This window comes from Paenibacillus sp. KS1, assembly GCF_001680695.1.
In the GTDB taxonomy this organism is placed as follows: Bacteria; Bacillota; Bacilli; order Paenibacillales; family Paenibacillaceae; genus Paenibacillus_B; species Paenibacillus_B suaedae.
Window position 1 is genome coordinate 16,419 of the sequence record NZ_MAIS01000036.1, and the last position, 24,539, is coordinate 40,957.

Consider the following 24,539-nt stretch of genomic DNA (forward strand, 5'->3'; position numbering starts at 1 on the left):
TTCAAGAGGAGAGGGTCGAATTATGACTAACGTGGAGAAGGGAGTTATGCGGCATGACAGAACTAATTAGTGACGCGGAACGTATCGAGGCAATTGAACTGTGCTGTGAGAGCAAAGCAGAAGAATTGCGCTTGATTGGGTACGAGCACGTTACCGGTAAGGATGTATGGGAATGTGTAAGTTCGAAGTATGTAAAAAATGGAAGCGAACCTGCGCTGCATAAGGTTGTAAATGACATTTTATCGCTTAAAGCAACGCAATTTATGAATTATATAACAGTTGCCGCATATCGGGGCGCTCCCTTTTAATAAGGCGAGGCCTTTTTTTTGTTTGTTTGCCATGATTCTTAAAATTGACGCGAAAAATGAGCGCCGATATAATAGGAATATTGAATATGAAAGGGGACTAGGGACGATATGAAAAGGGTGACCGCATTCCTGCTCATCGTTGTCGTTTCGCTAGGCGTCATTTTTTGGACAAGCCCTTCGATCGTCAACAGCATACGTCTTGGGCTCGATTTGAAGGGCGGCTTTGAAATATTGTATCAAGCATCGCCGCTTGAATCGGGTGGCAAAATTACAAATGAGGCGTTGAAACAAACGGCGAAGAGCTTGGCTAAGCGTATTGATGCTAACGGCACGAGCGAACCGGAGATCATCATTGAAGGTTCGGATCGGATTCGTGTCAAGCTTGCCGATGTGAAGAATGAGGAAGAAGTTCGCAAGAAATTAAAGGAGCCTTCGGTGCTGACCTTCCGTAGTTCTGACGGCTGCAAGGAAGCCACGGACTACTGTAAGGTGGAATTGCAGGGAACAGACTTCAAGGAGGGTGGCGCGAGCGTCGTATTTAACGAGTTGCACCAACCAATTGTAGCTATCAAGATGAAGGATGCAGGCAAATTCTCTGAATTGACGAAACGTCTTGCTTCACTTGCCGGTGAGCAGCGCAACCACTTGGCAATCTTCATGGATGAGAATATGATCTCTGATCCGGCTGTTAACTACGAGATTCCGGGTGGAGAGGCGACGATTACTGGTCAGCGCACGGTTGAGGAAGCGAATGACCTTCGCGACAAAATCAACCTTGGCGCATTGCCGCTGAAACTGACAGAAAAATACTCCCAAAGTGTTGCTGCAACACTAGGTAAGTTGTCGTTGGAACAAACGGTGAAAGCCGGCTTGATCGGATCGGCACTGATTCTCGTGTTCATGCTGCTTGTTTACCGTTTGCCAGGGGTAATTGCGAGCTTCTCGCTCGTCTTGTTCACATGGCTTCTGCTCGTGTTGTTCTGGCTGGCTGATATTACACTGACATTGCCGGGTATTGCGGCGTTCATTCTCGGTCTTGGTATGGCAGTCGATGCGAACATCATTACTTATGAACGGATTAAGGAAGAGCTGCGCAGCGGTAAATCGATTAACTCCGCACTCAAGGCTGGTTCGAAGAACTCGTTCAGAACCATTATGGATGCGAACGTAACGACGATTATTGCAGGTGTTGTTATGTACATCATGGGTGAAAGCTCCGTTAAAGGCTTCGCACTCATCTTGATGATGACAGTCATTTGCAGTATTTTCACAAACGTATTCTTGTCGCGTGTGTTCCTACATCTGCTTGCGAAATCGAAGTTATTGAGCAAGCCAGGATATTTTGGCGTAAAGGAGAGTGAAATCCGTGCGCTTTAAGGGAACATTCAACTTTGTTCATCAGAGTAAATATTTCTTTATCTTCTCGATCGTGATTACCATTCTCGGTTCGTTGTCTCTATCGATATTCGGATTGAACTACGGTGTTGATTTCAGCTCTGGTACGAATGTGGATATCAACGTCACGAAGAAAATTGAGAAATCACAAGTGGAAGATCTGCTGAAAACATATAATTTCAAAAAAGAACCTACGATTACGATGGGGGCGGAACGTATTACCGTACGCTTCACTGAAGTTCTTGATGAGCAGCACGAAAAGCAGTTCAAGGCGGACATGAAGAAGATTGATGAAGGCTCTTCCATGGAAATCAATACGGTTGATGTAGAGATTGCTCGTGAATTGCAGCGTAATGCACTGCTCGCTGTATTGATCGCGAGTATCGGGATTATTATCTATGTCAGCATCCGCTTTGAGTGGCGCTTTGCCGTATCAGCGGTTGTCGCCCTGCTGCACGATGCATTTATGGTTATCAGCTTGTTCTCCATCTTCCGGTTGGAGGTCACGCTGCCGTTTATTATTGCGGTGCTGACGATCATCGGTTATTCCATTAACGATACGATCGTTATTTTTGACCGGATTCGTGAGAATTTACGTTTTTCGAAGATCAAGAGCATGGATGACTTGGCTCATTTGGTTAACGACAGTATCTACCAAACGCTCACTCGTTCCATCAATACAGTATTGACTGTATTGGTAACGGCGCTCTGCCTGTTCATCTTTGGCAGTGAGTCAATCCGGATGTTCTCACTTGCGATTCTATTCGGTCTCGGCTTCGGTGCTTACTCGTCCATCTTCATTGCAAGCCCGCTGTGGGTCGTATTGAAGAACAAAGAGAGCAAGAAACCAAAAGCTTCTGCTAAGCCGCAGGAAGCAAAGTAATTTATTTTGTAAAGAAACCATTTGTTTTTCTTTTCTCTCATAATCTGGAGTTAAGAAACATACGATAAAGCCGCGTCCGTTTGTGACGCGGTTTTGGCGTTGTGTAAGCCGCCATGATCACAATGATGATTAAACAAACGAGGGATGCTGCATGTCTACTGACCGATTTGCCAAGGCGGAGACCGGAGCCTGGGTAGGAATTATCGGGAATATCTTATTAGCTGGAGTCAAGGGAATAGCCGGATTTTTGTCCGGGAGCCAGGCGCTTATCGCAGATGCCTTTCATTCTGCTTCGGATGTAGCGGGTTCATTCGCTGTTCTAGTCGGTTTGAAGGCGGCTAAGCGTCCTCCAGACAAAGATCATCCATATGGTCACGGCAAGGCAGAATCGATTGCTGCAATTGTCGTCTCTGTACTGCTGCTAGTCGTGGGAATTGAACTGGCAATCTCTGCGGCTAAGTCAATATGGAATGGCAAAGTCGTCGTGCCAGAGTGGTATGCGCTGGCAGCTATTATTTTGTCCATCGTAGCGAAGGAGAGTATGTTCCAGTACAAATTCCGATTGGGCAAGCGCTTATCGTCGCAGGCATTAATTGCAAATGCGTGGGAGCATCGATCTGATGTATACTCGTCTATTGCGGCACTGGCAGGCGTTGGGGGAGCAATGATTGGCGGCAGACTAGGCATTAGCTGGCTTCTCTATTTAGATCCGATCGCGGGTGCTGTTGTAGCTCTGCTCGTCCTACGAATGGGGTATCGGCTCGTACTGGACTCCATCCACTCCACCATGGATCACGTCCTGCATGATGAGGATGCGAATCCACTTATTCGAGCAGTGCAATCCGTTGACGGTGTAATTACTGTTGATGAGCTGCGAGCGCGCGAGCACGGACATTATGTGATTGTAGATGTCAAAATTAGCGTCAATCCTCGCTTGACGGTAGCGGAAGGACATACAGTTGCCAAGCGAGTCAAAAAACATTTATTGCAGCGGTTTATCCATGTAGCGGATGTATTCGTGCATGTGAATCCATTCGATCCGGGATTCCCTTATCGATCTCAGGAAGCACGTAGTGAGGATGCCTCCACATTGCTGCAATAAGGATAATAAAGGAGATAAAGAATGCTTCATCCACGTTCACGGTGGATCTGCGCGGCAACGTCAGACGAGCAAGTGAGTCAATTGGCACAAGAAGCCAAATTATCGCCATTGTTGGCTCGTATGATGGTCGTACGTGGGATTGACACTGCGGAGCAGATCCAGCAGTTTTTATATGCTGATGTCAACCAACTGCATGACCCGTTCCTCATGGCAGGGATGGAAGAAGCGGCGGGACGGATAAGACGGGCGTTAAATAGCGGAGAGAAAATTCGGATTTACGGTGACTATGATGCGGATGGCGTATCGAGTACTTCGCTTATGATTTACCTGATGCGAGAGCTGGAGGCGAACTTCGATTACTATATCCCGCATCGTGCGTATGAAGGATATGGACTCAACAATGGCGCGATTGATGATGCGAAGGCACAAGGCTGTACGCTTATCGTAACCGTCGACACTGGCATTAGTGCCGTAGAGCAGGTTGCCTATGCGAAAGAGCTTGGTATTGATATCGTTGTTACGGATCACCATGAGCCGCCTGAGCAGCTTCCAGAAGCATATGCCCTCGTCAATCCGAAGCTTCCTTATTGCCCCTACCCATTCAAGGGATTGGCTGGGGTGGGGGTAGCTTTTAAGCTGGCTCATGCATTACTCGGCAAAGTGCCCGAACATTATCTGGAGCTTGCTGCGATTGGAACAGTGGCTGACTTGATGCCGCTACTCGGAGAGAATCGAGTCATTGTTCAGGAAGCATTGAAGCGCATGGCTCGTTCCCAATATGCGGGCATTCGCGCTTTGATGACCATTGGCGCGATAGATCCGACAGAAGTAACATCGACAAGTATTGCCTTCTCAATGGCTCCGCGCATTAATGCAAGCGGCCGGCTCGATCATGCCGATATCGCGGTTCAATTGTTAACGGCTGATGAGGATGAGACAGCTATCGCTTATGCATCTGAGCTGGATCGATTGAATAAGGAGCGGCAGAAGATCGTAGAAGGCATCGTGAAGGAAGCAGAGGCACAGTTGACGGAGAAGATGACTGATACAGGCGAGGTTCCGAATGTCATCGTTCTCGCAGCAGAGGGCTGGAATGTCGGCGTTATCGGCATTGTTGCTTCGAAGATTGTAGAACGCTATTATCGGCCTACCTTCGTGCTTGGGATTGATGAAGAATCAGGATTTTGCAAGGGCTCGGCCCGTTCGATTGCAGGGTTTGACTTATATGAATCGATGACGGAATGCGCAGAGGTGTTCGAACACTATGGCGGTCACCAGGCTGCCGCCGGGATGACGATTCATCGCGATCGATTATCCGAGCTGGAGGAACGCTTGAATAAGACGGCTGCGGAGAGATTGACCGAGGATGATTACATTCCATGCACGGAAGTCGATGCGGAATGTGAGCTTGATGATGTTCCGCTGGAAGTAATTGAGCAATTAGGGCGTCTAGCGCCATTCGGAATGGGCAATCCTAGTCCGCGTGTGGTTATTCGCAACGCGGTAGTACGCGATAAGCGCACGATGGGGAAAGAAGGACAACATTTAAAGTTGATGTTAGGCAAAGAGCGTGCTACATTGGATGCGGTGGCATTTCATAAAGGGGCATTGTCCTACCGAATTGCCAATGATGTGCAGGTTGATGTGCTTGGAGAGCTGTCGATCAATGAATGGAATGGACAGCGCAAGCCACAGTTGATGATGCAGGATATCCAGATTACAGAACGACAGCTATTCGATCGTCGCGCAACTGCTCGTCCACTCGAATCAGCTATCGAGTTGGCAAGAACACTCGAGCAGGACGAACCGCAGACAAGCGCTCTACTTATGACACGAGAGCAGGCAGGAGTGTATGCCGCTGAACCGTTCGTCTGGTTGTATAGCGATGAGCTTGAAGGGCCTACCGTCATACCGAGCTCCTGGGCATGGGCAGCGGATGAATCAATGCTTGGGAACGTGTCGAAGCATATCCATGAGCTCGTGCTGTGCAGTATCCCTCCATCGGAGTGGGAGCTGAAGCGGTTGGCAGATCAGCTTCCGAATGTAGGAAGAATACATGCCATACTCCCGCGCCAGCCGGAAGGCGGGCGGCTGTTCACGCCTAGTCGTGATCGAATGGCCTATGCATATAGCGAGCTGAAGCGAGTCGGCACTTGGGATACGGAAGTGTCAACGATGTCTTCGCTTGCGAAGCGATTGCGTATGAATGAAAGAGAACTGCTGATGCTGATGGAAGTATTTAAGGAATTGGACTTTATTACTTGTACATCTTCTTCGAACAACAGCGTTTACAGCATTGTACAGCAGCCGAACAAAACATCACTTGAACAATCACAGCGCTATCAGGATTGGATGACCGCAGCAGCCTGGGAATCTCGCTGGTACGAACCAGTGACTGAGGAATTAGCGGCATGGATATGGTCATATTGGGATGAAGCGCGTTGCAAGTAAGCTATATTATATTTGGATAATTCCAAGGGAGGATTTTTAATGGATTTAAAACAGCATATTCGGGTGATTCCTGATTTCCCACAACCAGGCATCAGCTTCAAGGACATAACAACATTGTTGAAGGATGGCCAAGCCTACAAGGCGACCATTGAAGCGATGCATGAACTCGTAAAGGATAAGCAGATTGATCTCGTAGCAGGGCCAGAAGCGCGCGGATTCGTAGTAGGTGCTCCATTGGCATTGTCTATCGGTGCTGGTTTCATTCCTGTCCGCAAGAGTGGTAAACTTCCAGGAGAGACGATTGAGGTCGGTTATGACTTGGAGTATGGCAAGGATAAGCTAGCTATGCACAAGGATGCGATTCAGCCTGGCCAAAAAGTGCTTATCGCAGATGACCTGCTCGCTACGGGCGGTACAATCAAGTCTACGATTGATCTCGTTCGTCAGTTGGGCGGCGAAGTCGTTGGTGCGGTATTCCTGATTGAGCTTAGTGAATTGAACGGCCGTGACAAATTGGGCGAAGGCATCGACGTTATTTCGCTCGTTCAATATTAATTCGTTCTCTTGTGAAGCAATGATAATAAAAATCCCCTGCCGCCTCTTCTTCCGTGATAGATGAAGATGCGTGCAAGGGATTTTTTTGTATGATTCAATATTATTCGTTAGACAAGTGAAGCTTGTCCAGAATGATGAAGAACACGTTCAGTACAATCGCAAGCACAGTTGCGAGCGCCATCCCTTTCAATTCAACAGCACCGAACTGGAGCTTGGCACCGCTGATCCCGATGACGATGACGAGGGTTGTCAGCAGCAGATTCTTCGGCTTGCTGAAGTCAACCTTGGAGTCCACAAGAACGCGGAGACCAGATGCAGCAATGACCCCGAACAAGAGCAGGGATACGCCGCCCATAACGGGAACAGGAATGTTCGCAATCAATGCGGACACGTTGCCGAAGAACGACAGGATAACTGCGAATACAGCAGCGCCGCCGACAACCCATACGGAGTATACGCGTGTCAGCGCCATAACGCCGATATTTTCACCATATGTTGTATTCGGTGTGGAACCCATGAAACCAGAAATGACAGTAGAAATACCATTACCAAGCAAGGAACGATGCAAGCCAGGTTCTTTGGATAAGTCTTTTCCTACAATGTTGCTCGTTACCATCAAGTGACCGATATGCTCCACGACAACGACGAGCGCCGCGGGAATGATGGTAAGTATGGCAGTCATATTCCATTCTGGGGTTGTAACCGTAGGCAGTGAGATGAACGATGCCTCAACGACCTTATCCATATTCACATAGCCCATAAGGTAAGCCGACACATAACCAGTAATAATACCGATCAATATCGGGATAATCTTAAAGAATCCTCGGAACATAACATTACCGATTACGGTCACACCCAATGTGATCAATGCAAGCGTCACTGCTTTCCCATCCAATGGGGCATCTGGGCCAGCAGGAATGAAGCCAGACATGTTGGCAGCAACCGGTACAAGCTCCAAACCGATAACCGCAACAATGGCGCCCATTGCTGCAGGGGGGAACAATACGTCAAGCCAGCGAGTGCCTGCCATTTGGACAATGAGAGCCACTACGATAAATATAATACCTGATACGATAAAACCGCCAAGTGCTTGTGCATAATTCTCCGCATGACCAGAGAGAACGACCATAACCGGAGAAATGAAGGCGAAGCTCGATCCCAAATAAGCAGGAATCATACCGCGGCACAGAATGAGATAGAATAGTGTACCTAGTCCGTTCATCAGCAGTACAATCCCTGGATCGACCCCAAATAGGTTAGGTACAAGCACGGTTGAACCGAACATGGCGAACAAATGTTGAATGCTGAGCAGCAGCCCTGGAGCGAAGCCAGGTTTTTCATGCACTTGAATTTCGCGTTGCAAGCGAATGCACTCCTTTTTCTAATATGTAGTTGTATTCGGGCCATGTTTACACATCCCATTTCAAAAAGTTCGAACTTCTTGAATTACCGCTTTAAGACCCAACTATATAATTTACAGGTTAAGCCCCCTTCATTTCAACAACATTTTACTCGATTTGCATAAAAAAACGTCAAATGCCCATAAGAAACGAGATTATTCTGCAAATTTCGACATATATAAACACCACTCACGGATGATAAGGATCGGAAACCATTGACGAGTGACACCGAATAAAGGCATAATTATAGGATACTCTGTAATCTAGGGGAGGTGTCCCCGGATGAAGAAAGGAACCGAGTCGACTCCAATGGGTATCGAGCAATTAATTGAGAAAGCTGCGACCTATATGAAAGAACCGGATCTCGATCGCATCCGCGATGCATACGAATTTGCGGACAAAGCGCATACCGGACAAGTCCGGAAATCCGGTGAACCTTATATATTGCATCCGTTGGCCGTTGCAGACATCGTTGTTGGCATGCAGATGGATCCTACCTCTGTCGTTGCGGCCTTGCTGCACGACGTCGTAGAAGATACATCCGTATCCCTGGAGGAAGTGCGAGCTAAGTTCGGGGAGACATGCGCGATGCTCGTTGACGGACTGACGAAGCTGGAACGCATCCAATTCCGCTCTAAAGAAGAGCAGCAAAATGAAAACTATCGCAAAATGTTCGTAGCTATGGCAAATGATATCCGAGTCATCGTCATTAAGCTGGCGGACAGACTGCATAATATGAGAACGCTCAAATATCAGTCGGAGGAAAGCCAGCGCCGTATCGCGTATGAAACGCTGGAAATTTTCTGTCCGATTGCGCATCGTCTGGGTATTTCCGCGATCAAATGGGAGATGGAGGACATTGCGCTTCGGTATTTGAATCCGCAGCAGTATTATCGCATTGCGAATTTGATGCATAAGAAGCGGGCAGAACGTGAGCAGTACATTTCGGATGTCATTTCCCGGATCAAAGAAAAACTCGATGAGATGGGAATTACAGCTGATCTGTCAGGACGCCCAAAACATATTTATAGTGTGTACAAAAAAATGACGGCGAAGAGCAAGCAGTTCAACGAGATCTATGATTTGCTTGCCATTCGAATTATTGTCGACAATATTAAAGACTGTTATGCGACCTTAGGGATTATCCACACACTGTGGAAGCCGATGCCAGGTAGATTCAAAGACTATATTGCGATGCCGAAGACGAACATGTATCAGTCCTTGCATACAACGGTCATCGGACCTACGGGCGAGCCTACGGAAGTTCAGATTCGCACTTGGGACATGCACCGTACGGCCGAGTACGGTATCGCGGCTCATTGGGCCTACAAAGAGGGGAATGGCACGATTGGCGGCAGCTTCGAAGAGAAGATGCACTTCTTGCGTGAAATCTTGGATTTGCAGCAGGAAACCAAGGATGCCCAGGAATTTGTAGAGTCGCTCAAAATGGACTTCTTCTCTGATCTCGTATTTGTATTTACGCCGAAGGGAGAAGTTATTGAGCTTCCATCCGGTTCAGTACCGCTCGACTTCGCCTTCCGCATCCATACGGAAGTTGGAAATCGGACGATCGGTGCGAAGGTGAATGGACGGATCGTACCGCTTGATCATCAGCTGAAGACCGGGGATATCGTTGAGATCTTAACTTCAAAGCATTCCTATGGTCCTAGCCCGGACTGGATTAAGATCGCACAATCTTCGCATGCGCGCTCTAAGATTAAGCAATGGTTCAAGAAGGAGAAGCGAGAAGAGAATGTGCAGAAGGGCCGGGAATCCATTGAACGTGAACTGAAGCGTCTTGGGCTCGAGACATCCGTATGGATGGCAGATGAGAAGCTGATGGAAGCAGCCAAGAAATTCAATTTCAACGATATTGAAGATATGATGTCTGCCGTAGGCTTCAGCGGGATTACTGCAGCGCAGGTATGCACCCGCATGACGGAGAAGATGCGCAAGGAAGCCGAGGAAGCAAGTCAGATTGAATTAACGCATGAAGTGAAGGAAGTCAAGAAGGAGCCTGTTCGCAAGCATCGTCCGACTCACGGCATTACCGTTAAGGGAATTGATAATCTCCTCGTTCGCTTTGCACGGTGCTGCAATCCAGTGCCGGGGGACGATATTGTCGGCTATGTAACCCGCGGAAGAGGCGTATCTGTCCATCGGGCAGATTGCGTGAATGTCGTATCGACAACGGATGGCGAAGACGCTGCACGGATGATTGATGTGGAGTGGGGAGAGTCTGCTGAGGCGAATTATAGTGTCGATATCGAGATTACCGGGATGGATCGACGTGGCTTCTTGAACGAAGTGCTGCAGGCTGTATCCGAGAGCAAGACCAATATTGCAGCAGTATCAGGCCGTTCTGACCGTAATAAGCTGGCGATGATTCATATGACGATTCTCATTCGAAATACGGATCATCTTCAGTCTGTAGTAGAGAAGATCAAACGAGTAAAAGACGTATATACAGTGCAGCGAATTATGCAATAATTCGCTGCCTTTTTACATGCAGGGATGTTGGAAATAGAAGGATATAACGACAGATGACAGGCACGCTTAACTAGCAAGCCGGGCCCCTACAAGGGTGTTGTGACCGTAATAAGGGACTGCAAGGAGGATGCGACATGAAGGTAGTTGTACAGCGCTGCAAGGAGGCGCATGTGGAAGTTGATGGAGTAACAGTTGGCAGCATTGGGCAGGGGTTAATGCTTCTTGTGGGCATTACACACGAAGATACAGATCGAGATATCGAATGGATGGCGGATAAGCTTGCAGGTCTTCGTATTTTTGAAGATGAATCTGGCAAAATGAACAGCTCTGTACAGGATGTAGGCGGCAGCATTTTATCGGTATCTCAGTTTACCCTGTACGGGGATTGCCGGAAGGGAAGACGCCCGAACTTCATGGCAGCGGCTCGTCCTGAGCAGGCGGAGCCACTATATGATTTATTCAATGAACGTCTCCGTACACTTGGTTTAGAAGTTGCGACTGGGAAGTTCGGAGCCATGATGGATGTGCATCTTATTAATGACGGACCGGTTACGCTAGTCGTCGATAGCCGTACCGAATAACAGCTTCCTGGCTGGCTATACTAGAACTGGCACTTCTGTGACGCACAAGGCAAAGGAGCGATTCGATGCGCCAGTCACTGCATCAGTTAGCAATCCAGTACAGCTGCTTGTCAGGAATGCAGTCGCTGCGTGAATCCGCTGCGGCATTGCAGCAAGAGGAAGAGCACAGGCAAGCGACACGTCGAAATGGTGAAGGCATGAAGCGGTAGTGCAATCGCAGTCTGCATCATACCAGTGAATGCGCCCTTTTGGGGCGTATTTTTTTGTTTTGATGGTGGAGAGGAACGACGGAAAATAAAGCGCTTTATTTTTTGTAATCTTATTGTAATCTTTGTTTCATGTTTCCTTAACATTGGATACCTATAATAACAGACATGACCCCCTTTTAATAATATATCTTATTGATAAACCTACAGCGATGTAGGTTTTTTTCTTGACTTTAGCGTGCTACATCCTTACAATGTTCTTTATATTCCGACTTTACATGTAAATGAAAATGATGATTTGATGACAGGAACAAGTAATTCGTATCCACATATGCAGAGAGAGGTTCCACGGCTGGAAGAACCTTGATGATGGACGGATGAATGACATCCTCGAGAACCTGCGGCGAAGCGAGAAGCATCGATCTTGAATAAAGCATTGAGCTCTCAAGGTAGGACAGACCTAATGTCCAAGTAGCCGTATGGCGTATGACGTACGTTACACGTGAATGAAGCGTAATCGGAGATTACATCGATGTGCGTCCTGTTATTAGGGCACAGTGCTTACGATTGCGGAATGTGGGTGGCACCACGGGTGAATGGAACATACCATCTCTCGTCCCTTTGCAAATGAATCATTTGCGGGGCGGGAGATTTTTTATTTTATAGACAAAATGATTAGGAGGTTAGCGCTCATGGCATATCAAAAACCTACGGGTACACAGGATTTGCTGCCTGGCACGGTTGAAATTTGGCAAACAGTCGAGCAAAAAGCTCGGGATATCTGCCGTCGTTTCAACTTTAAAGAAATCCGGACTCCAATCTTCGAACAGACTGAGCTGTTCGAGCGTGGTGTTGGTGAAACAACGGATATCGTTGAAAAGGAAATGTATACGTTCCGGGATAAGGGCGACCGCAGCATGACACTGCGTCCAGAGAATACTGCAGGCGTAGTTCGCTCGTATGTAGAGAACAAGCTGTATGGTGAACCGGACTTGACGAAGCTGTATTACATGGGACCGATGTTCCGGTATGAACGCCCGCAGGCGGGTCGCTATCGCCAGTTCCACCAATTCGGCGTGGAAGCCTTCGGGTCTGTTGATCCTAGCTTAGACGCTGAAATTGTTGCTCTTGGCTATCAGTTCATGAAGGATATTGGCTTGAGCGGTGTTCGTGTCGAGATTAACTCTGTCGGCAACGCACCGAGCCGTGCGGCTTACCGCGAGACTTTGCTTGGCTTCCTGATGCCGATGAAGGAGACACTGTGCAAGGATTGCCAATCCCGGATGGAGCGTAATCCGCTGCGTGTGCTCGACTGTAAGGTCGATCAGGACAAGTTCACGAATGCACCATCAATTCTGGACAGCTTGGATGAAGAATGTGCAACACACTTCGAGAAGGTGAAGCAGCACTTAACAGCGATGGGCGTCGAGTATGAAGTGAACCACCGTCTTGTGCGCGGCTTGGATTACTATACGCATACGGCATTCGAATATAAGGCCCAAGGGATTGGAGCCATTGATACCGTAGGGGGCGGAGGCCGCTACAATGGTCTAGTCGCTGATATCGGCGGTCCTGAGCAGACAGGTATTGGCTTCGGTATCGGGATGGAGCGAATTGTGCTTCTGCTTGATAAGCAAGGCATTGCCTGCAATGAGCAGCCGCCGCTTGATATTTATCTCGTAGGACTTGGTGAACAAGCAGAGGATGAGGTGACGAAGCTGTTGTACGCATTGCGTACAGCTGGCATCGCTGCCGAGAAGGACTACCAAGGACGCAAGATGAAGGCGCAAATGAAATCAGCCGATCGCATGAGGGCTCGGTATGCAGGAATTCTCGGCGATGACGAGTTGGCACGTGGAGAGATCGCGTTGAAGCATCTGGAAACAGGAGAGCAGCAGTTCGTGAAGCTGGAGCAATTGGCTGAAGCAATCGAAAGAGCTTAACTAGGCTCAATTCCATTCGTAAATGGATGAACTATATTAATGTGAGGAGCGTGCATCCTATGATGTACAAAACGCATCAGTGCGGAAAAATTACAAAAGAACGAATTGGCGAAACGGTTACCCTGAATGGATGGGTACAGCGTCGTCGTGACTTGGGCGGGGTATTATTTATCGATTTGCGCGACAGAAGCGGACTTGTACAGGTCGTATTCAACCCTGATTTCTCTCAAGAGGCTCACGACATTGCAGATCGTGCGCGTAACGAGTATGTGCTTGCTGTTCGCGGTACAGTCGTTGAACGCGATGCAGAAACGGTAAACCCGAACCTGCCGACAGGCGATGTTGAAGTTCGCGTAACAGAAATTGAAATTTTGAATGCAGCGAAGAACCCGCCATTCTTCATCGAAGATGGCATCGAAATTGATGAGTCCCTTCGTTTGAAATATCGTTACCTCGATCTTCGTCGTCCGGAAATGCAAAAGACACTGATGCTTCGTTCCAAAGCAACGAAAGTATTCCGTGATTTCCTGGAAGAGAATGAATTCATCGATGTAGAAACACCAATCTTGACAATGATTACGCCAGAAGGCGCACGTGACTACCTAGTACCAAGCCGTGTGCATCCAGGTGAATTCTATGCATTGCCGCAATCGCCGCAAATCTTCAAGCAGCTGCTTATGGTATCCGGCGTTGAGCGTTACTATCAAATTGCGCGCTGCTTCCGCGATGAAGACTTGCGTGCAGACCGTCAACCAGAATTCACACAGGTGGACATCGAAACGTCCTTCATGTCTACAGAGCAATTGCATGAAATGATGGAGCAATTGATGGTTCGTTTGTTCAAGACAACATTAGGAGTAGATATTCCTACGCCATTCCAACGCATTACGTATCAAGACGCAATGGAGAAATACGGCTCCGATAAGCCGGATCTTCGCTTTGGCCTTGAGCTTGTGGATGTGTGCGATATCGTACAGAACAGCGGCGTTAAAGTATTCGGGTCTGTTATTGAAAAAGGCGGCGTTGTAAAAGTATTGAATGCAAAAGGCTGCGGAACATGGAGCCGTAAGGACATCGACGACTTGGCACCGTATGCAGCACGCTATGGTGCGAAAGGCTTGGCTTGGATTCAAGTGAAGGACGGCGAATTCCGCGGTCCGATCGTGAAGTTCATGAGCGAGGAAGAAATCGCATCCCTTCGTGAGCGTACAGGCGCAGAAGAGGGAGACTTGCTGCTCTTCTCTGCGGACAAGCGTAAAGTGGTATACGATGTGCTCGGCAACCTTCGTCTCTTGATCGGTCGCCGCTTGAACCTGATCGATGACAATGCGTTCAAGTTCGCATGGGTTGTTGACTTCCCATTGCTTGGCTACGACGAAGAAGCGAAGCGTTATGTAGCGGAACACCATCCGTTCACACGTCCGAAGGACGAAGACTTGGCATTGTTCGATACTGATCCAGGCCAAATCCGCGCTCAAGCTTATGACCTTGTCTTGAACGGTTATGAAATCGGCGGCGGTTCGATGCGTATTTACAACCGCGATGTACAAGAGAAGATGTTCGCGGCGCTTGGCTTCACACCAGAAGAAGCACAACAAAAATTCGGCTTCTTGATGAATGCCTTCGAATATGGTACGCCTCCACACGGCGGTATTGCATTCGGCTTGGATCGCCTCGTAATGCTGCTTGCAGGACGTACGAACTTGCGCGAGACGATCGCATTCCCGAAAACGGCAAGCGCAACAGACTTGATGACAGATGCGCCTAACGTAGTCGATAAGTCTCAGTTGGATGTTTTGCATATTAAGTCGACGTACAAGAAGAAAGAAAAAGAAGAGAAGACTCAAGAGAATAACGAAGAGCAATAAGCCGGACGGCTGAAAAGAAGCTGTTAGCATATAACGCCCCTCGCCCGAAATTCCTATCTAGCGGATGCTTGGGCAAGGGGCGTTCCGCTATGTTCTTGAGCCCGTCTATGGTACGATAGAAGGTAGTAGATTAAGCATCTAAGATGCGAACTTGATGCATGATGGCTTTTTGTGCAGAAGTGTTGCCATTTGTGCAGAAGTGTGCCAATTGACGTGCAAATATTGCACATCACACGATGCATAAACCATGCATGGATAATGAGACGCAGGAGGAAAAGGACGTTATGCTGCATCAATTTTCACGTACGGAACTCGCAATTGGACCTGAAGGATTAGAGAAGCTGAAAAACAGCACAGTCGCAGTTCTAGGAATCGGCGGTGTCGGCTCAATGGCTGCAGAGGCATTGGCACGCACCGGTGTAGGCCGAATTATTCTCATTGATAAAGATACAGTCGATATTACGAACATTAACCGGCAAATTCACGCCTTGACGACAACAGTAGGTCAGAAGAAGGCGGAGTTGATGCGTGAGCGGATTAAGCTAATTAATCCAGATTGTGACGCGATCGCGCTTAACATGTTCTATACGGAAGAAACCTATGAGGAACTGTTCAAGTATGAGCTAGATTATGTTGTCGATGCATCAGATACGATTGTATATAAAATTCACTTGATCAAAGAATGTTTGAAACGTAAAATACCTATCATTTCCAGCATGGGTGCGGCGAACAAGATGGACCCTTCACGCTTCCAAGTGGCTGACATTTCGCAGACATCTTACGACCCGATTGCCCGCGTCATTCGGCAAAAGCTGCGCAAGGATGGCATTCGCAAAGGGGTCAAGGTTGTGTTCTCTACAGAGGAGCCGATCAAGCCGCGTGAGGATGTTACGGAGCGCATCGTACCGGATACTGCCCCTGATATTCGCAAGGCGAAGCAGCCGCCATCCAGTAACGCATTCGTACCGCCGGTAGCCGGGCTTATTATGGTCAGTGTCGTGATTCGCGATATGCTGGCAGACTTGTAATTCGTGGTGACAGATATGGATCTATTCTCTTATGGGGAAGAACAGCAGCATCCTACGATGCGATTGCTGGCTGATCGAATCCGGCCAAGAACATTGGAAGAATATATCGGCCAAGAACATATTATAGGGCCGGGGAGACTGCTGCGGAGAGCGATTGAAGCGGATCGGGTCTCCTCGATATTACTTTATGGCCCCCCAGGCTGCGGCAAGACAACGCTCGCGAATATCATCTCGGAGCAGACAAAGGGTGAATTCGTTCGTTTAAATGCTGTCGATGCATCAGTTAAGGATGTTCGAGCCGTAATTGAACAGGCGGATACGAATAAGAAGATGTACAACACCAAGACCATTCTGTTCTTGGATGAGGTTCATCGCTTCAATCGATCGCAGCAGGATGCCTTGCTGCCTGCCGTTGAGAAGGGGACGATTATATTCATCGGCGCAACAACGGAAAATCCATTCCATCATGTAAATGGAGCGTTGATCAGTCGTTCGACCTTGTTCCAATTAAAGCCGCTCACGAAGGAGCATTCGCTGATTGCAATGGAGCGTGCTTTGGTGGATAAGGAGCGTGGGCTTGGCTTCATGCCGATTCAAGCAGACCCGGATGCGCTTGAGCATATCGCTTCCATGGCGAATGGCGACATACGCCGTGCATTGAACGCGCTGGAGATGGCGGCAATGACGACGACACCGGAGGAAGACGGTACAGTTCACATTACGCTGGAAGTGGCGGAAGAATCCGTTCGGCGGCCGACTGTGCAGGCAGATGAATCTGTACAGTATGACGTCTTGTCCGCCTTCCACAAGAGTATTCGCGGCTCCAGTGATGCGGCATTGTACTGGTTCCTGTATGCGGTCGAGAAGCTGGGCATGGATCCAATGACGTTCATTCGCAGATTAACCGTTGCATGCAGCGAGGATATCGGATTGGCGAACCCGCAAGCAATGGTGCAGGCTGTGAGCGCATTGGAGGCCTATCATCGAATTGGCTGGCCGGAGTCGAAGTACATCGTGGCGCAAGCTATCTTATTCGCGGTAGAAAGTCCGAAGTCCAACTCGATACCGCTTGCCATTGCTCGCGTCATGCAGGCGTTTGAGGATATTAAGACCGCTGAAGTGCCATTGCATTTGCGAGATACCCATTATAAAGGCGCGGACAAGCTCGGACACAAGGGCTATCAGTATCCACACGACTACCCAGGACACTATGTAGAGCAGCAATACCTGCCTGACCTGATCAAGAAGCGGGTATTCTTTATGGCGAACGAGCAGGGGACAGAAGCGAAGATGCGCATCAACCAAGAGCGGAGAAGAGGCTCGCATGGGCGAGGCGACGTTTAGTACGTTTAATGTAGACAGACCTGTACTGAATTTGAAATGAATACTTTGATGGGGGTATTTTCATGTTCATTCGTAGGCACAGAGCTAACAGAAACAAAGGACATCGTCTGAATCGACTCGCACCATTTTCATTGGTTATTGGTCTTATCGCATTAACAATTGTCGCAGGCTGTGGCAGCTCCCCTGCGGGCAAAGAAGGCGCAGAACATGCTGGACAAGCATCAGAAGATCATGAACGTCTGATGAAGAATGGCGATCTGCGTCAAACGACGGCATCGGTTGCCGAACTTCCGCCTTTCTTGAATGACAAACAGAAGGAAATGCGACAAATTTATCAACTGGCTGCTACGAACAGTGAACTACTTCAATATATTCCTTGTTATTGCGGATGCGGAGAAGTAGCTGGTCACCAGAGCAATTTGAATTGCTTTGTCGCCTCGAAGGAAGAGGCGAAGATCGAATGGGATGATCACGGCACTCGCTGTGGTGTGTGCCTTGATATTGCCGTAGAGGCTTCTCTCATGCTGCGGGAAGGGAAGTCGGTCAAAGACATCCGCCAAGCTATTGATACCAAATACAAAGAGGGATATGCAGAACCTACTCCTACGCCACTTCCTGCTGTGTAGGAGCAGGCTTCATGCATGCTCTGAATCAATTGGCATGGATTCCTACGGAATCCATGTTTATTTTTCTTCGCTTTGTCATAACCTACAGGCAACAGAGCCATACATATGTAGGTATGTTCATCTCGTTCCCACGCATAAGCAGCCAGATATAGGATGAACAACACAAAGGAGAAGAAGAAGATGAATTATTTCCTGGGAAAAGATTTGGATGCAGATGTACTGGAGCGGGTATCGCAAACGTTCAAAGCGTTGGGTGATCCGACACGTATTCGAATTTTGTCACTTCTTGCGCGTGAGGAATGCGCCGTAAATCAAGTCGCTGACGCTCTGCAATTATCACAATCGGCAGTATCTCATCAGTTGAAAACACTTCGTGCATATCGCTTCGTCAGATATCGCAGAGAAGGTCAAAATATTTTATATATTTGCGATGATGCTTATATACTTGAGCTGTTAAATGAAGCAGTTCGATACGCGATTGAGCAATAATTTCGCGAAAGCGCAGGCTGATTGTTCCGATTCATATTCAACAAAAATGGTGATAGGACGATATAAAGAAAGAATATACATAAAGACAACAAATCCCGCTAATTCTCATATGTTCAACGATGAGGCGTATGGGAGTAGGATTCTTATGTATTTTCTTATATAATATATATATGTCTTTATTTTATTGTATGGGGAGGTGTTCCTGTCCGTTTCGAAGTGGGAGTGGGCAGGAGATCGGGTGAGTAGTGATCCGTTACCGATATTTTGGGGATTGTTGTTTGTACTGCTATTAGTATTTTTGAATGGCTTTTTCGTTGCGGCAGAGTTCGCGATGGTGAAGGTGCGCGGAAGTCGACTGGATACGCTCGTGCAGGAGGGAAATGCGAAAGCGAAGCTGACTCGGCATGTGACAGAGCATTTGGATGCTTACTTGTCTGCTTGCCAATTGGGAATTACGCTTGCTTCTCTTGGTCTCGGATGGATCGGGGAGAAGACTGTCGCACAGCTGCTGTATGAACCGTTGACGGCACTTGGTGCAAGTAATGCGGTGATTACATCGATATCTACTGCTATCGCCTTCATTATCATTACCGTGCTGCATATCGTTCTCGGCGAGCTTGCGCCTAAGACGCTTGCGATACGCAAATCGGAACGTGTAGCATTGTGGACTGCAGGACCATTAAGCTTATTCTACAAAGTGATGTATCCGTTCATCTGGCTATTGAATGGTACGGCTAATATGGTGCTGAAGGTATTCGGCATCGAGCCGGCTTCTGAGCATGAATCAGCTCATACGGAAGAAGAGATTCGTATCCTAGTGAAGGAAAGCCATAAGAGCGGTCTCATTGATAATACTGAATTGGCACTTGTAGACAACATTTTCGACTTTACGGAAACGCATGCACGGGAAATTATGATTCCAAGAACCGATATGGTCTGTTTGTATGCAGAGGATTCATTTGAAGTAAACAAGACCAAAGTGCTGACGGAAATGCATACTCGTTATCCGGTATGCGATAACGATAAGGATAATATTATCGGCTTTATCCATATTCGCGACATTGTGAAGGCTCCTGATGATTTGGAGAGCATTCATTCGATTGTTCGGCCAATGTTAAGTGTCCCAGAATCGATGTCAATTAGTGCCTTGTTGAAACTGATGCAGAAAAATAAGGTGCAAATCGCGCTGCTTATTGATGAATTCGGTGGGACAGCCGGTTTGGTCACATTAGAAGATATTATGGAAGAGATCGTTGGCGAGATTCAGGATGAATTTGATGAAGAGCGTCCGCAAATTGAGAAGAAAAATGAAACCAATTATTCGATTGATGGACGTTTGCTGATTGAAGAAGTGAATGCGTACTTCGGGACGAATATTTCTTCCGAGGATTATGATACAATTGGCGGCTGGATGTATGCCATGGTGGAGGTGCCTCCGAGAGTGGGGCTGCGAACTCGGGTGGAAGGCGCCTTTGAGTACGAATTCATCATTGAGGAGACAGATCATTTCCGGATTGCGCGACTTCATGTGAAGAAGCTGGGGGCGGCAACCAGCCATGATGCGATGCTGAATCCAGCATCAAGCATTTAGAACCAATGACGAAGGGGGTTATCCTGCACCGTGTGAAAATTCCACAGTGCGGGATAACCCCCTGTATTCGTTCAGCAATCCTGCTGGGTGTTACGCCTTCAATTTACGGACGATATCAATCGTGCCACCGCCCAGGCAAATGTCGCCATCATAGAAGACGACTGCTTGTCCAGGTGTTACAGCGCGTTGGTTGACGTCGAATGTTACCTCAACTGTTCCGTCCGCATTCTTCTGGAGAGTAACTCCTTGGTCAGGCTGACGGTAACGGAATTTGGCTGTGCAGCGGATCGGTTCAGTTGGCATGTCGCCTTCGATCCAGTTGATCTGAGATGCAACGAGCCCTGTGGAATAGAGGCTTGGGTGATCATCGCCCTGTACCACATACAGAACATTGTTGGTCAAGTCCTTCTCAGCAACGAACCATGGCTCTCCGTTGCCTGAGCCGCCTATGCCCAAGCCTTGGCGTTGACCTAGCGTGTAATACATAAGCCCGTCATGGCGGCCCTTCACCTCGCCTGTACGGATGTCAATCATCTGTCCAGGCTGTGCAGGCAAGTACTGGCTCAGGAACTGCTTGAAGTTGCGTTCACCGATGAAGCATACGCCGGTGCTGTCCTTCTTCTTGGCAGTGGCTAGTCCTGCTTCTTCTGCAATGCGGCGAACCTCCGGCTTCGGCAGATGGCCGATCGGGAACATAGCCTTCGCTAGTTGTTCTTGGTTCAGCGCATTAAGGAAATAAGTCTGATCTTTATTCCCGTCCACACCGCGCAGCAGCGTATGCTTGCCGTCTTCATGAAGGACACGCGCGTAATGGCCTGTCGCCAGATAGTCTGCACCCAGATCGAGTGCTTTCTGCAGGAATTCACCGAATTTGATCTCACGGTTGCACATTACATCTGGATTAGGCGTACGACCGTGACGATATTCGTCTAAGAAATAGGTGAAGACCTTATCGAAATATTCCTTTTCGAAGTTCACCGTATAATAAGGGATGCCGATTTGTTCGCATACGCGGCGAACATCTTCCGCGTCGGTTTCGGCTGTACACTGTCCGAACTCGTCAGTGTCGTCCCAGTTTTTCATAAATATGCCGATGACATCGTAGCCTTGTTGCTTAAGCAGCAGTGCTGTCACCGAGGAATCTACGCCGCCCGACATGCCGACGACGACGCGAGTGTTCGCATTAGAGTTTGTCATGGTATCACCGTCTTTGCTGCGAGCTGTAAGAATGGCCTTGCGATAATGGCTATCGGCTCGCGATTTTATCATAATAGCTTGAAACTAATACAGGCTTGATACAAAAGTGAGTTTTATTCACTTCCTTTAGTATTGTACCATAAGGGCTTGTATACCGGAAATAAGAGATGATGTCAAGGAATTTTCAAGCAAATGGAAATAATTCGGGAATAGCACATCAGTTTATTGTCCATAAAGAGAAGAGTTATGTTACGATATACAGGGAACCTTAATCGGAATACATTGGATTTATACGATAATAAAACTATGAGGTGTATAATATGAAAATTTCAACGAAAGGCCGTTATGGCCTGACGATTATGATGGAGCTGGCAAAGAGCTGTGGAGAAGGCCCAACGTCGCTAAAGAGTATTGCAGAGAAGAACCAACTGTCCGAGCATTATTTGGAGCAGCTGATTGCGCCTCTGCGCAATGCTGGATTGGTTAAGAGTATTCGCGGCGCATACGGCGGCTATATACTGGCAGGCGTTCCTGAACATATTACAGCAGGTGAAATTATTCGCGTGTTGGAAGGGCCAATCTCCCCAGTCGACTTCACGGAAGAGGATGATCCGGCTAAGCGTGACTTGTGGCTGCGTATCCGGGACAGCATTGCGCAGGTACTTGATTCCACGACTCTTGCCGATCTGGTTAACTATAAGGATGTGGGAAGCCAGGACAGCTACATGTTCTATATCTAGACGATGGATGGACAGCAAGCTATAGGTTGACGACCACTTATCTTGAGAGAGAAGTTTGATATTGTTATTTGTCATACGGATTAGCAGAAACGAGGGAATACAATGGAACGCATCTATTTTGACCATGCAGCGACGACTCCGCTTCATCCGGACGTACTTCAAGCCATGACCGACAGTATGCATCAAGTGTTCGGAAACGCTTCCAGCGTTCATGCGTTCGGACGTGAAGCGAAGCTCGCCTTGAATCAAGCTCGCGATCATATTGCCGCCCAGTTGGGCTGCCAGCCGCAGGAGCTTGTCTTCACGAGTGGAGGAACGGAAGGGGATAATGCTGCCATCTTCGGTGCAGCATGGTCTGCCTGGCTGCAGCAATCGTCAGAAACTGCTGCTCAGCAAGGTAGCAGTGGCGATGCATCCGCACGCAAGCCGCATATCGTGACGACTCAATTGGAGCATCATGCAGTGCTGCATGCGTGCGAGCGCTTGGAGCAGTTGGGCTTCGAGGTTACTTATGTTGCGCCGGATCAGATGGGTCGAGTATCGGTTGAGGCAATTGAAGCTGCACTGCGCCCGCATACTTGTCTCATTAGTGTCATGTATGGCAACAACGAGGTGGGCACGCTTCAGCCGATAGAAGAAATTGGCCGCTTGGCACGTGAGCGCGGCATTCTGATGCATACGGATGCTGTTCAGGTGCTCGGGCATTTGAAGCTCGAACTGCACGCGTTGCCGGTTGACTTCGCCAGCTTCTCTGCCCATAAGATTAATGGCCCCAAGGGAGTAGGCGTTCTCTATGCTCGCGCAGGTGTTCACTGGGATCCTCTGCTGTATGGTGGAAGTGAAGAACGCAAGCGCAGAGCAGGGACGGAGAATGCAGCAGGGATTGCCGGAATGGCGAAGGCAATGGAGATAGCGAATGGCTCACTTCCAGCGAAGCTGGAGGAACTTGCGCAGGTGCGCAGCACGCTGTGGACAGAGTTGTCAGCAGCTCTCGGCGATCGAGTGGTCATGAATGGCCATCCTACAGAGCATTTGCCGCATATATTGAATGTTAGTTTCTTGGATGTGCCTACGGAGACAATGCTGATGAATTTGGACTTGGCGGGAATTATGGCTTCGAGCGGATCTGCCTGCACATCAGGCTCGCTTGAATTGTCGCATGTGCTAGAGGCTATGGATTTACCAGATGAGCGCAAGAGAACGGCTGTACGATTCAGCTTCGGTTTGGGCAATACTAGGGAAGAGGCTGCTTGCGCTGCGCAACAAATTGCAACCATCGTATCACGTGTTCGTACTAGACAGTAAGGGAACTGTCACAGCGTGAAAGGAGGGGCGTTTGAAGATAACGCGGCATGTTGGCCGGGGACGTACGTGAAATGAGAATCTACCTGATTCTGATGAGGAACGTCCTGCATTTGGAAGTGAATGCCGTTAGCTGAAGAGGGGGCCCCGATATGAAGCTGTTGGAATTAATCGGCCTTCCCGTATATGGAATTGAGACGGGGAAGCGGTTGACCAAGGTAAAGGATATCCGCATTTCGAATGATTGGACTATCACACATATAGAGCTTGAAGGTCGTTCCCGCAAGGGATCACCACCTCCTTCTGTAAGCTGGGAAGAGGTAACGGCTTGTGGTGAGGATGCAATAATGATCGCGAATGATACAGCCATCCGGCATACGGAGGCTATCCATATAGAGAGGGCTTTCTTGACAGGGAATGGAGCGTTGAAGGATTTGCCTGTCATGACAAGTGAAGGATCGCAATTAGGATGGGTCGCCGATGTTTATTTTCAGCCAAATATGGGTAACCAAGTAACAGGTCTGGAAATTTCAGACGGTTTGCTGTCTGACTTGTTGGAAGGCAGACGGCGGATAGATGGGACAAGCCGCTTGAAATGGGGATCAGATGTTATCATCTTCGAAGATGGCGGATAACCTGAACGGTACGAACAAATTAGTCAATGGACGGAATGGTGAATACGATGTTGCGATGCCCGAATTGCAATTCCAAAGAAATCGGGAAAATTGGTTCCCACCAATTTTATTGCTGGGGATGTTATATAGAGCTGACGGTGAACGGGGACAAGATGTCAGTTTACCAGGTCGAAGAGGATGGCACATTAAGCTCTCTGGATGACTTGTTTTTTGGTGATGAATTTGCTGCACCTTCGTTCCCAGAGGCGCAGGCTTCATCGTAAGGGTCAGGCAGAAATATCCACCATATGGAAACATAAGCGCTCGTAACCGCCTTATAGAGGCGATTGCGGGCGCTTTTTGCATGGTCGGCCATTTGTCCGTGATGAATCTCATATTGTGAGAAAAAGAGTTCGTTCATAATAC

At 48.3% G+C, this 24,539-nt stretch carries 22 protein-coding genes; 20 read left to right on the forward strand and 2 right to left on the reverse strand.

Features of this window, described 5'->3' with window-relative positions:
• The first annotated feature begins 53 nt into the window (after positions 1-53).
• The 6 genes from BBG47_RS13885 (at position 54) to BBG47_RS13905 (ending at position 6,694) form a co-directional block, all read left to right on the forward strand.
• Complete coding sequence (locus tag BBG47_RS13885) at positions 54-308, forward strand: post-transcriptional regulator (RefSeq protein WP_065292187.1); 255 nt, start codon at positions 54-56, stop codon at positions 306-308.
• 108 nt (positions 309-416) lie between these two features.
• A complete protein-coding gene (secD, locus tag BBG47_RS28965; RefSeq protein WP_072730356.1) occupies positions 417-1,685 on the forward strand; it encodes a protein translocase subunit SecD in 1,269 nt (422 codons plus the stop codon).
• Complete coding sequence (gene secF, locus BBG47_RS28970) at positions 1,675-2,586, forward strand: protein translocase subunit SecF (protein ID WP_083189295.1); 912 nt, start codon at positions 1,675-1,677, stop codon at positions 2,584-2,586. Before secD ends, secF begins: the two co-directional genes overlap by 11 nt.
• A gap of 151 nt (positions 2,587-2,737) precedes the next feature.
• Complete coding sequence (locus tag BBG47_RS13895) at positions 2,738-3,688, forward strand: cation diffusion facilitator family transporter (protein WP_065292188.1); 951 nt, start codon at positions 2,738-2,740, stop codon at positions 3,686-3,688.
• 21 nt (positions 3,689-3,709) lie between these two features.
• On the forward strand, positions 3,710-6,139 hold the full coding sequence (gene recJ, locus BBG47_RS13900; protein WP_065292189.1) for a single-stranded-DNA-specific exonuclease RecJ: 2,430 nt from the start codon (positions 3,710-3,712) through the stop codon (positions 6,137-6,139).
• 39 nt (positions 6,140-6,178) lie between these two features.
• Complete coding sequence (locus BBG47_RS13905) at positions 6,179-6,694, forward strand: adenine phosphoribosyltransferase (RefSeq protein WP_021257022.1); 516 nt, start codon at positions 6,179-6,181, stop codon at positions 6,692-6,694.
• Positions 6,695-6,794: 100 nt separating this feature from the next.
• Here BBG47_RS13905 and uraA read toward each other — a convergent pair whose 3' ends face one another.
• Positions 6,795-8,057: a uracil permease gene (uraA, locus tag BBG47_RS13910; RefSeq protein ID WP_065292190.1), complete on the reverse strand. Its 1,263-nt coding sequence runs from the start codon at positions 8,055-8,057 to the stop codon at positions 6,795-6,797.
• 346 nt (positions 8,058-8,403) lie between these two features.
• On the opposite strand from uraA, the gene BBG47_RS13915 reads away from it, so the two are divergent.
• The 10 genes from BBG47_RS13915 (at position 8,404) to BBG47_RS13960 (ending at position 20,260) form a co-directional block, all read left to right on the forward strand.
• The gene (locus tag BBG47_RS13915; RefSeq protein WP_065292207.1) at positions 8,404-10,584 is read left to right on the forward strand and encodes a RelA/SpoT family protein; all 2,181 of its coding nucleotides are present in this window, start codon (positions 8,404-8,406) and stop codon (positions 10,582-10,584) included.
• 134 nt (positions 10,585-10,718) lie between these two features.
• On the forward strand, positions 10,719-11,165 hold the full coding sequence (gene dtd / locus BBG47_RS13920; protein WP_065292191.1) for a D-aminoacyl-tRNA deacylase: 447 nt from the start codon (positions 10,719-10,721) through the stop codon (positions 11,163-11,165).
• Between the two features lie 65 nt (positions 11,166-11,230).
• Positions 11,231-11,374 (forward strand): hypothetical protein, encoded by a 144-nt coding sequence (locus BBG47_RS29925; protein WP_162833953.1) that lies wholly within the window; start codon positions 11,231-11,233, stop codon positions 11,372-11,374.
• A gap of 689 nt (positions 11,375-12,063) precedes the next feature.
• Positions 12,064-13,314: a histidine--tRNA ligase gene (gene hisS / locus BBG47_RS13930; protein WP_065292193.1), complete on the forward strand. Its 1,251-nt coding sequence runs from the start codon at positions 12,064-12,066 to the stop codon at positions 13,312-13,314.
• 59 nt (positions 13,315-13,373) lie between these two features.
• Entirely contained in the window at positions 13,374-15,182 is a 1,809-nt protein-coding gene (gene aspS, locus BBG47_RS13935) for an aspartate--tRNA ligase (RefSeq protein WP_065292194.1), read from the forward strand.
• A gap of 284 nt (positions 15,183-15,466) precedes the next feature.
• Positions 15,467-16,210 (forward strand): tRNA threonylcarbamoyladenosine dehydratase, encoded by a 744-nt coding sequence (locus BBG47_RS13940; protein ID WP_021257016.1) that lies wholly within the window; start codon positions 15,467-15,469, stop codon positions 16,208-16,210.
• Positions 16,211-16,225: 15 nt separating this feature from the next.
• Positions 16,226-17,554: a replication-associated recombination protein A gene (locus tag BBG47_RS13945; RefSeq protein WP_065292195.1), complete on the forward strand. Its 1,329-nt coding sequence runs from the start codon at positions 16,226-16,228 to the stop codon at positions 17,552-17,554.
• Positions 17,555-17,616: 62 nt separating this feature from the next.
• Complete coding sequence (locus BBG47_RS13950) at positions 17,617-18,180, forward strand: PCYCGC motif-containing (lipo)protein (protein WP_083189296.1); 564 nt, start codon at positions 17,617-17,619, stop codon at positions 18,178-18,180.
• A 180-nt stretch (positions 18,181-18,360) separates the two neighbouring features.
• Complete coding sequence (locus BBG47_RS13955) at positions 18,361-18,669, forward strand: ArsR/SmtB family transcription factor (protein WP_021257013.1); 309 nt, start codon at positions 18,361-18,363, stop codon at positions 18,667-18,669.
• 238 nt (positions 18,670-18,907) lie between these two features.
• Positions 18,908-20,260: a hemolysin family protein gene (locus BBG47_RS13960; protein ID WP_021257012.1), complete on the forward strand. Its 1,353-nt coding sequence runs from the start codon at positions 18,908-18,910 to the stop codon at positions 20,258-20,260.
• Positions 20,261-20,350: 90 nt separating this feature from the next.
• On the opposite strand, the gene mnmA is transcribed toward BBG47_RS13960, so the two are convergent.
• Positions 20,351-21,457, reverse strand: coding sequence for a tRNA 2-thiouridine(34) synthase MnmA (gene mnmA, locus BBG47_RS13965; protein ID WP_065292196.1), 1,107 nt, complete (start codon positions 21,455-21,457; stop codon positions 20,351-20,353).
• 320 nt (positions 21,458-21,777) lie between these two features.
• On the opposite strand from mnmA, the gene cymR reads away from it, so the two are divergent.
• The 4 genes from cymR (at position 21,778) to BBG47_RS13985 (ending at position 24,397) form a co-directional block, all read left to right on the forward strand.
• On the forward strand, positions 21,778-22,197 hold the full coding sequence (gene cymR, locus BBG47_RS13970) for a cysteine metabolism transcriptional regulator CymR (RefSeq protein ID WP_021257010.1): 420 nt from the start codon (positions 21,778-21,780) through the stop codon (positions 22,195-22,197).
• Positions 22,198-22,299: 102 nt separating this feature from the next.
• Positions 22,300-23,502 carry a cysteine desulfurase family protein gene (locus BBG47_RS13975; RefSeq protein WP_065292197.1) on the forward strand — a complete coding sequence of 401 codons (1,203 nt, stop codon included), beginning with the start codon at positions 22,300-22,302 and terminating at the stop codon, positions 23,500-23,502.
• Positions 23,503-23,651: 149 nt separating this feature from the next.
• Entirely contained in the window at positions 23,652-24,134 is a 483-nt protein-coding gene (locus tag BBG47_RS13980) for a PRC-barrel domain-containing protein (RefSeq protein ID WP_065292198.1), read from the forward strand.
• 47 nt (positions 24,135-24,181) lie between these two features.
• The gene (locus tag BBG47_RS13985) at positions 24,182-24,397 is read left to right on the forward strand and encodes a hypothetical protein (RefSeq protein ID WP_065292209.1); all 216 of its coding nucleotides are present in this window, start codon (positions 24,182-24,184) and stop codon (positions 24,395-24,397) included.
• Positions 24,398-24,539: the final 142 nt, after the last annotated feature.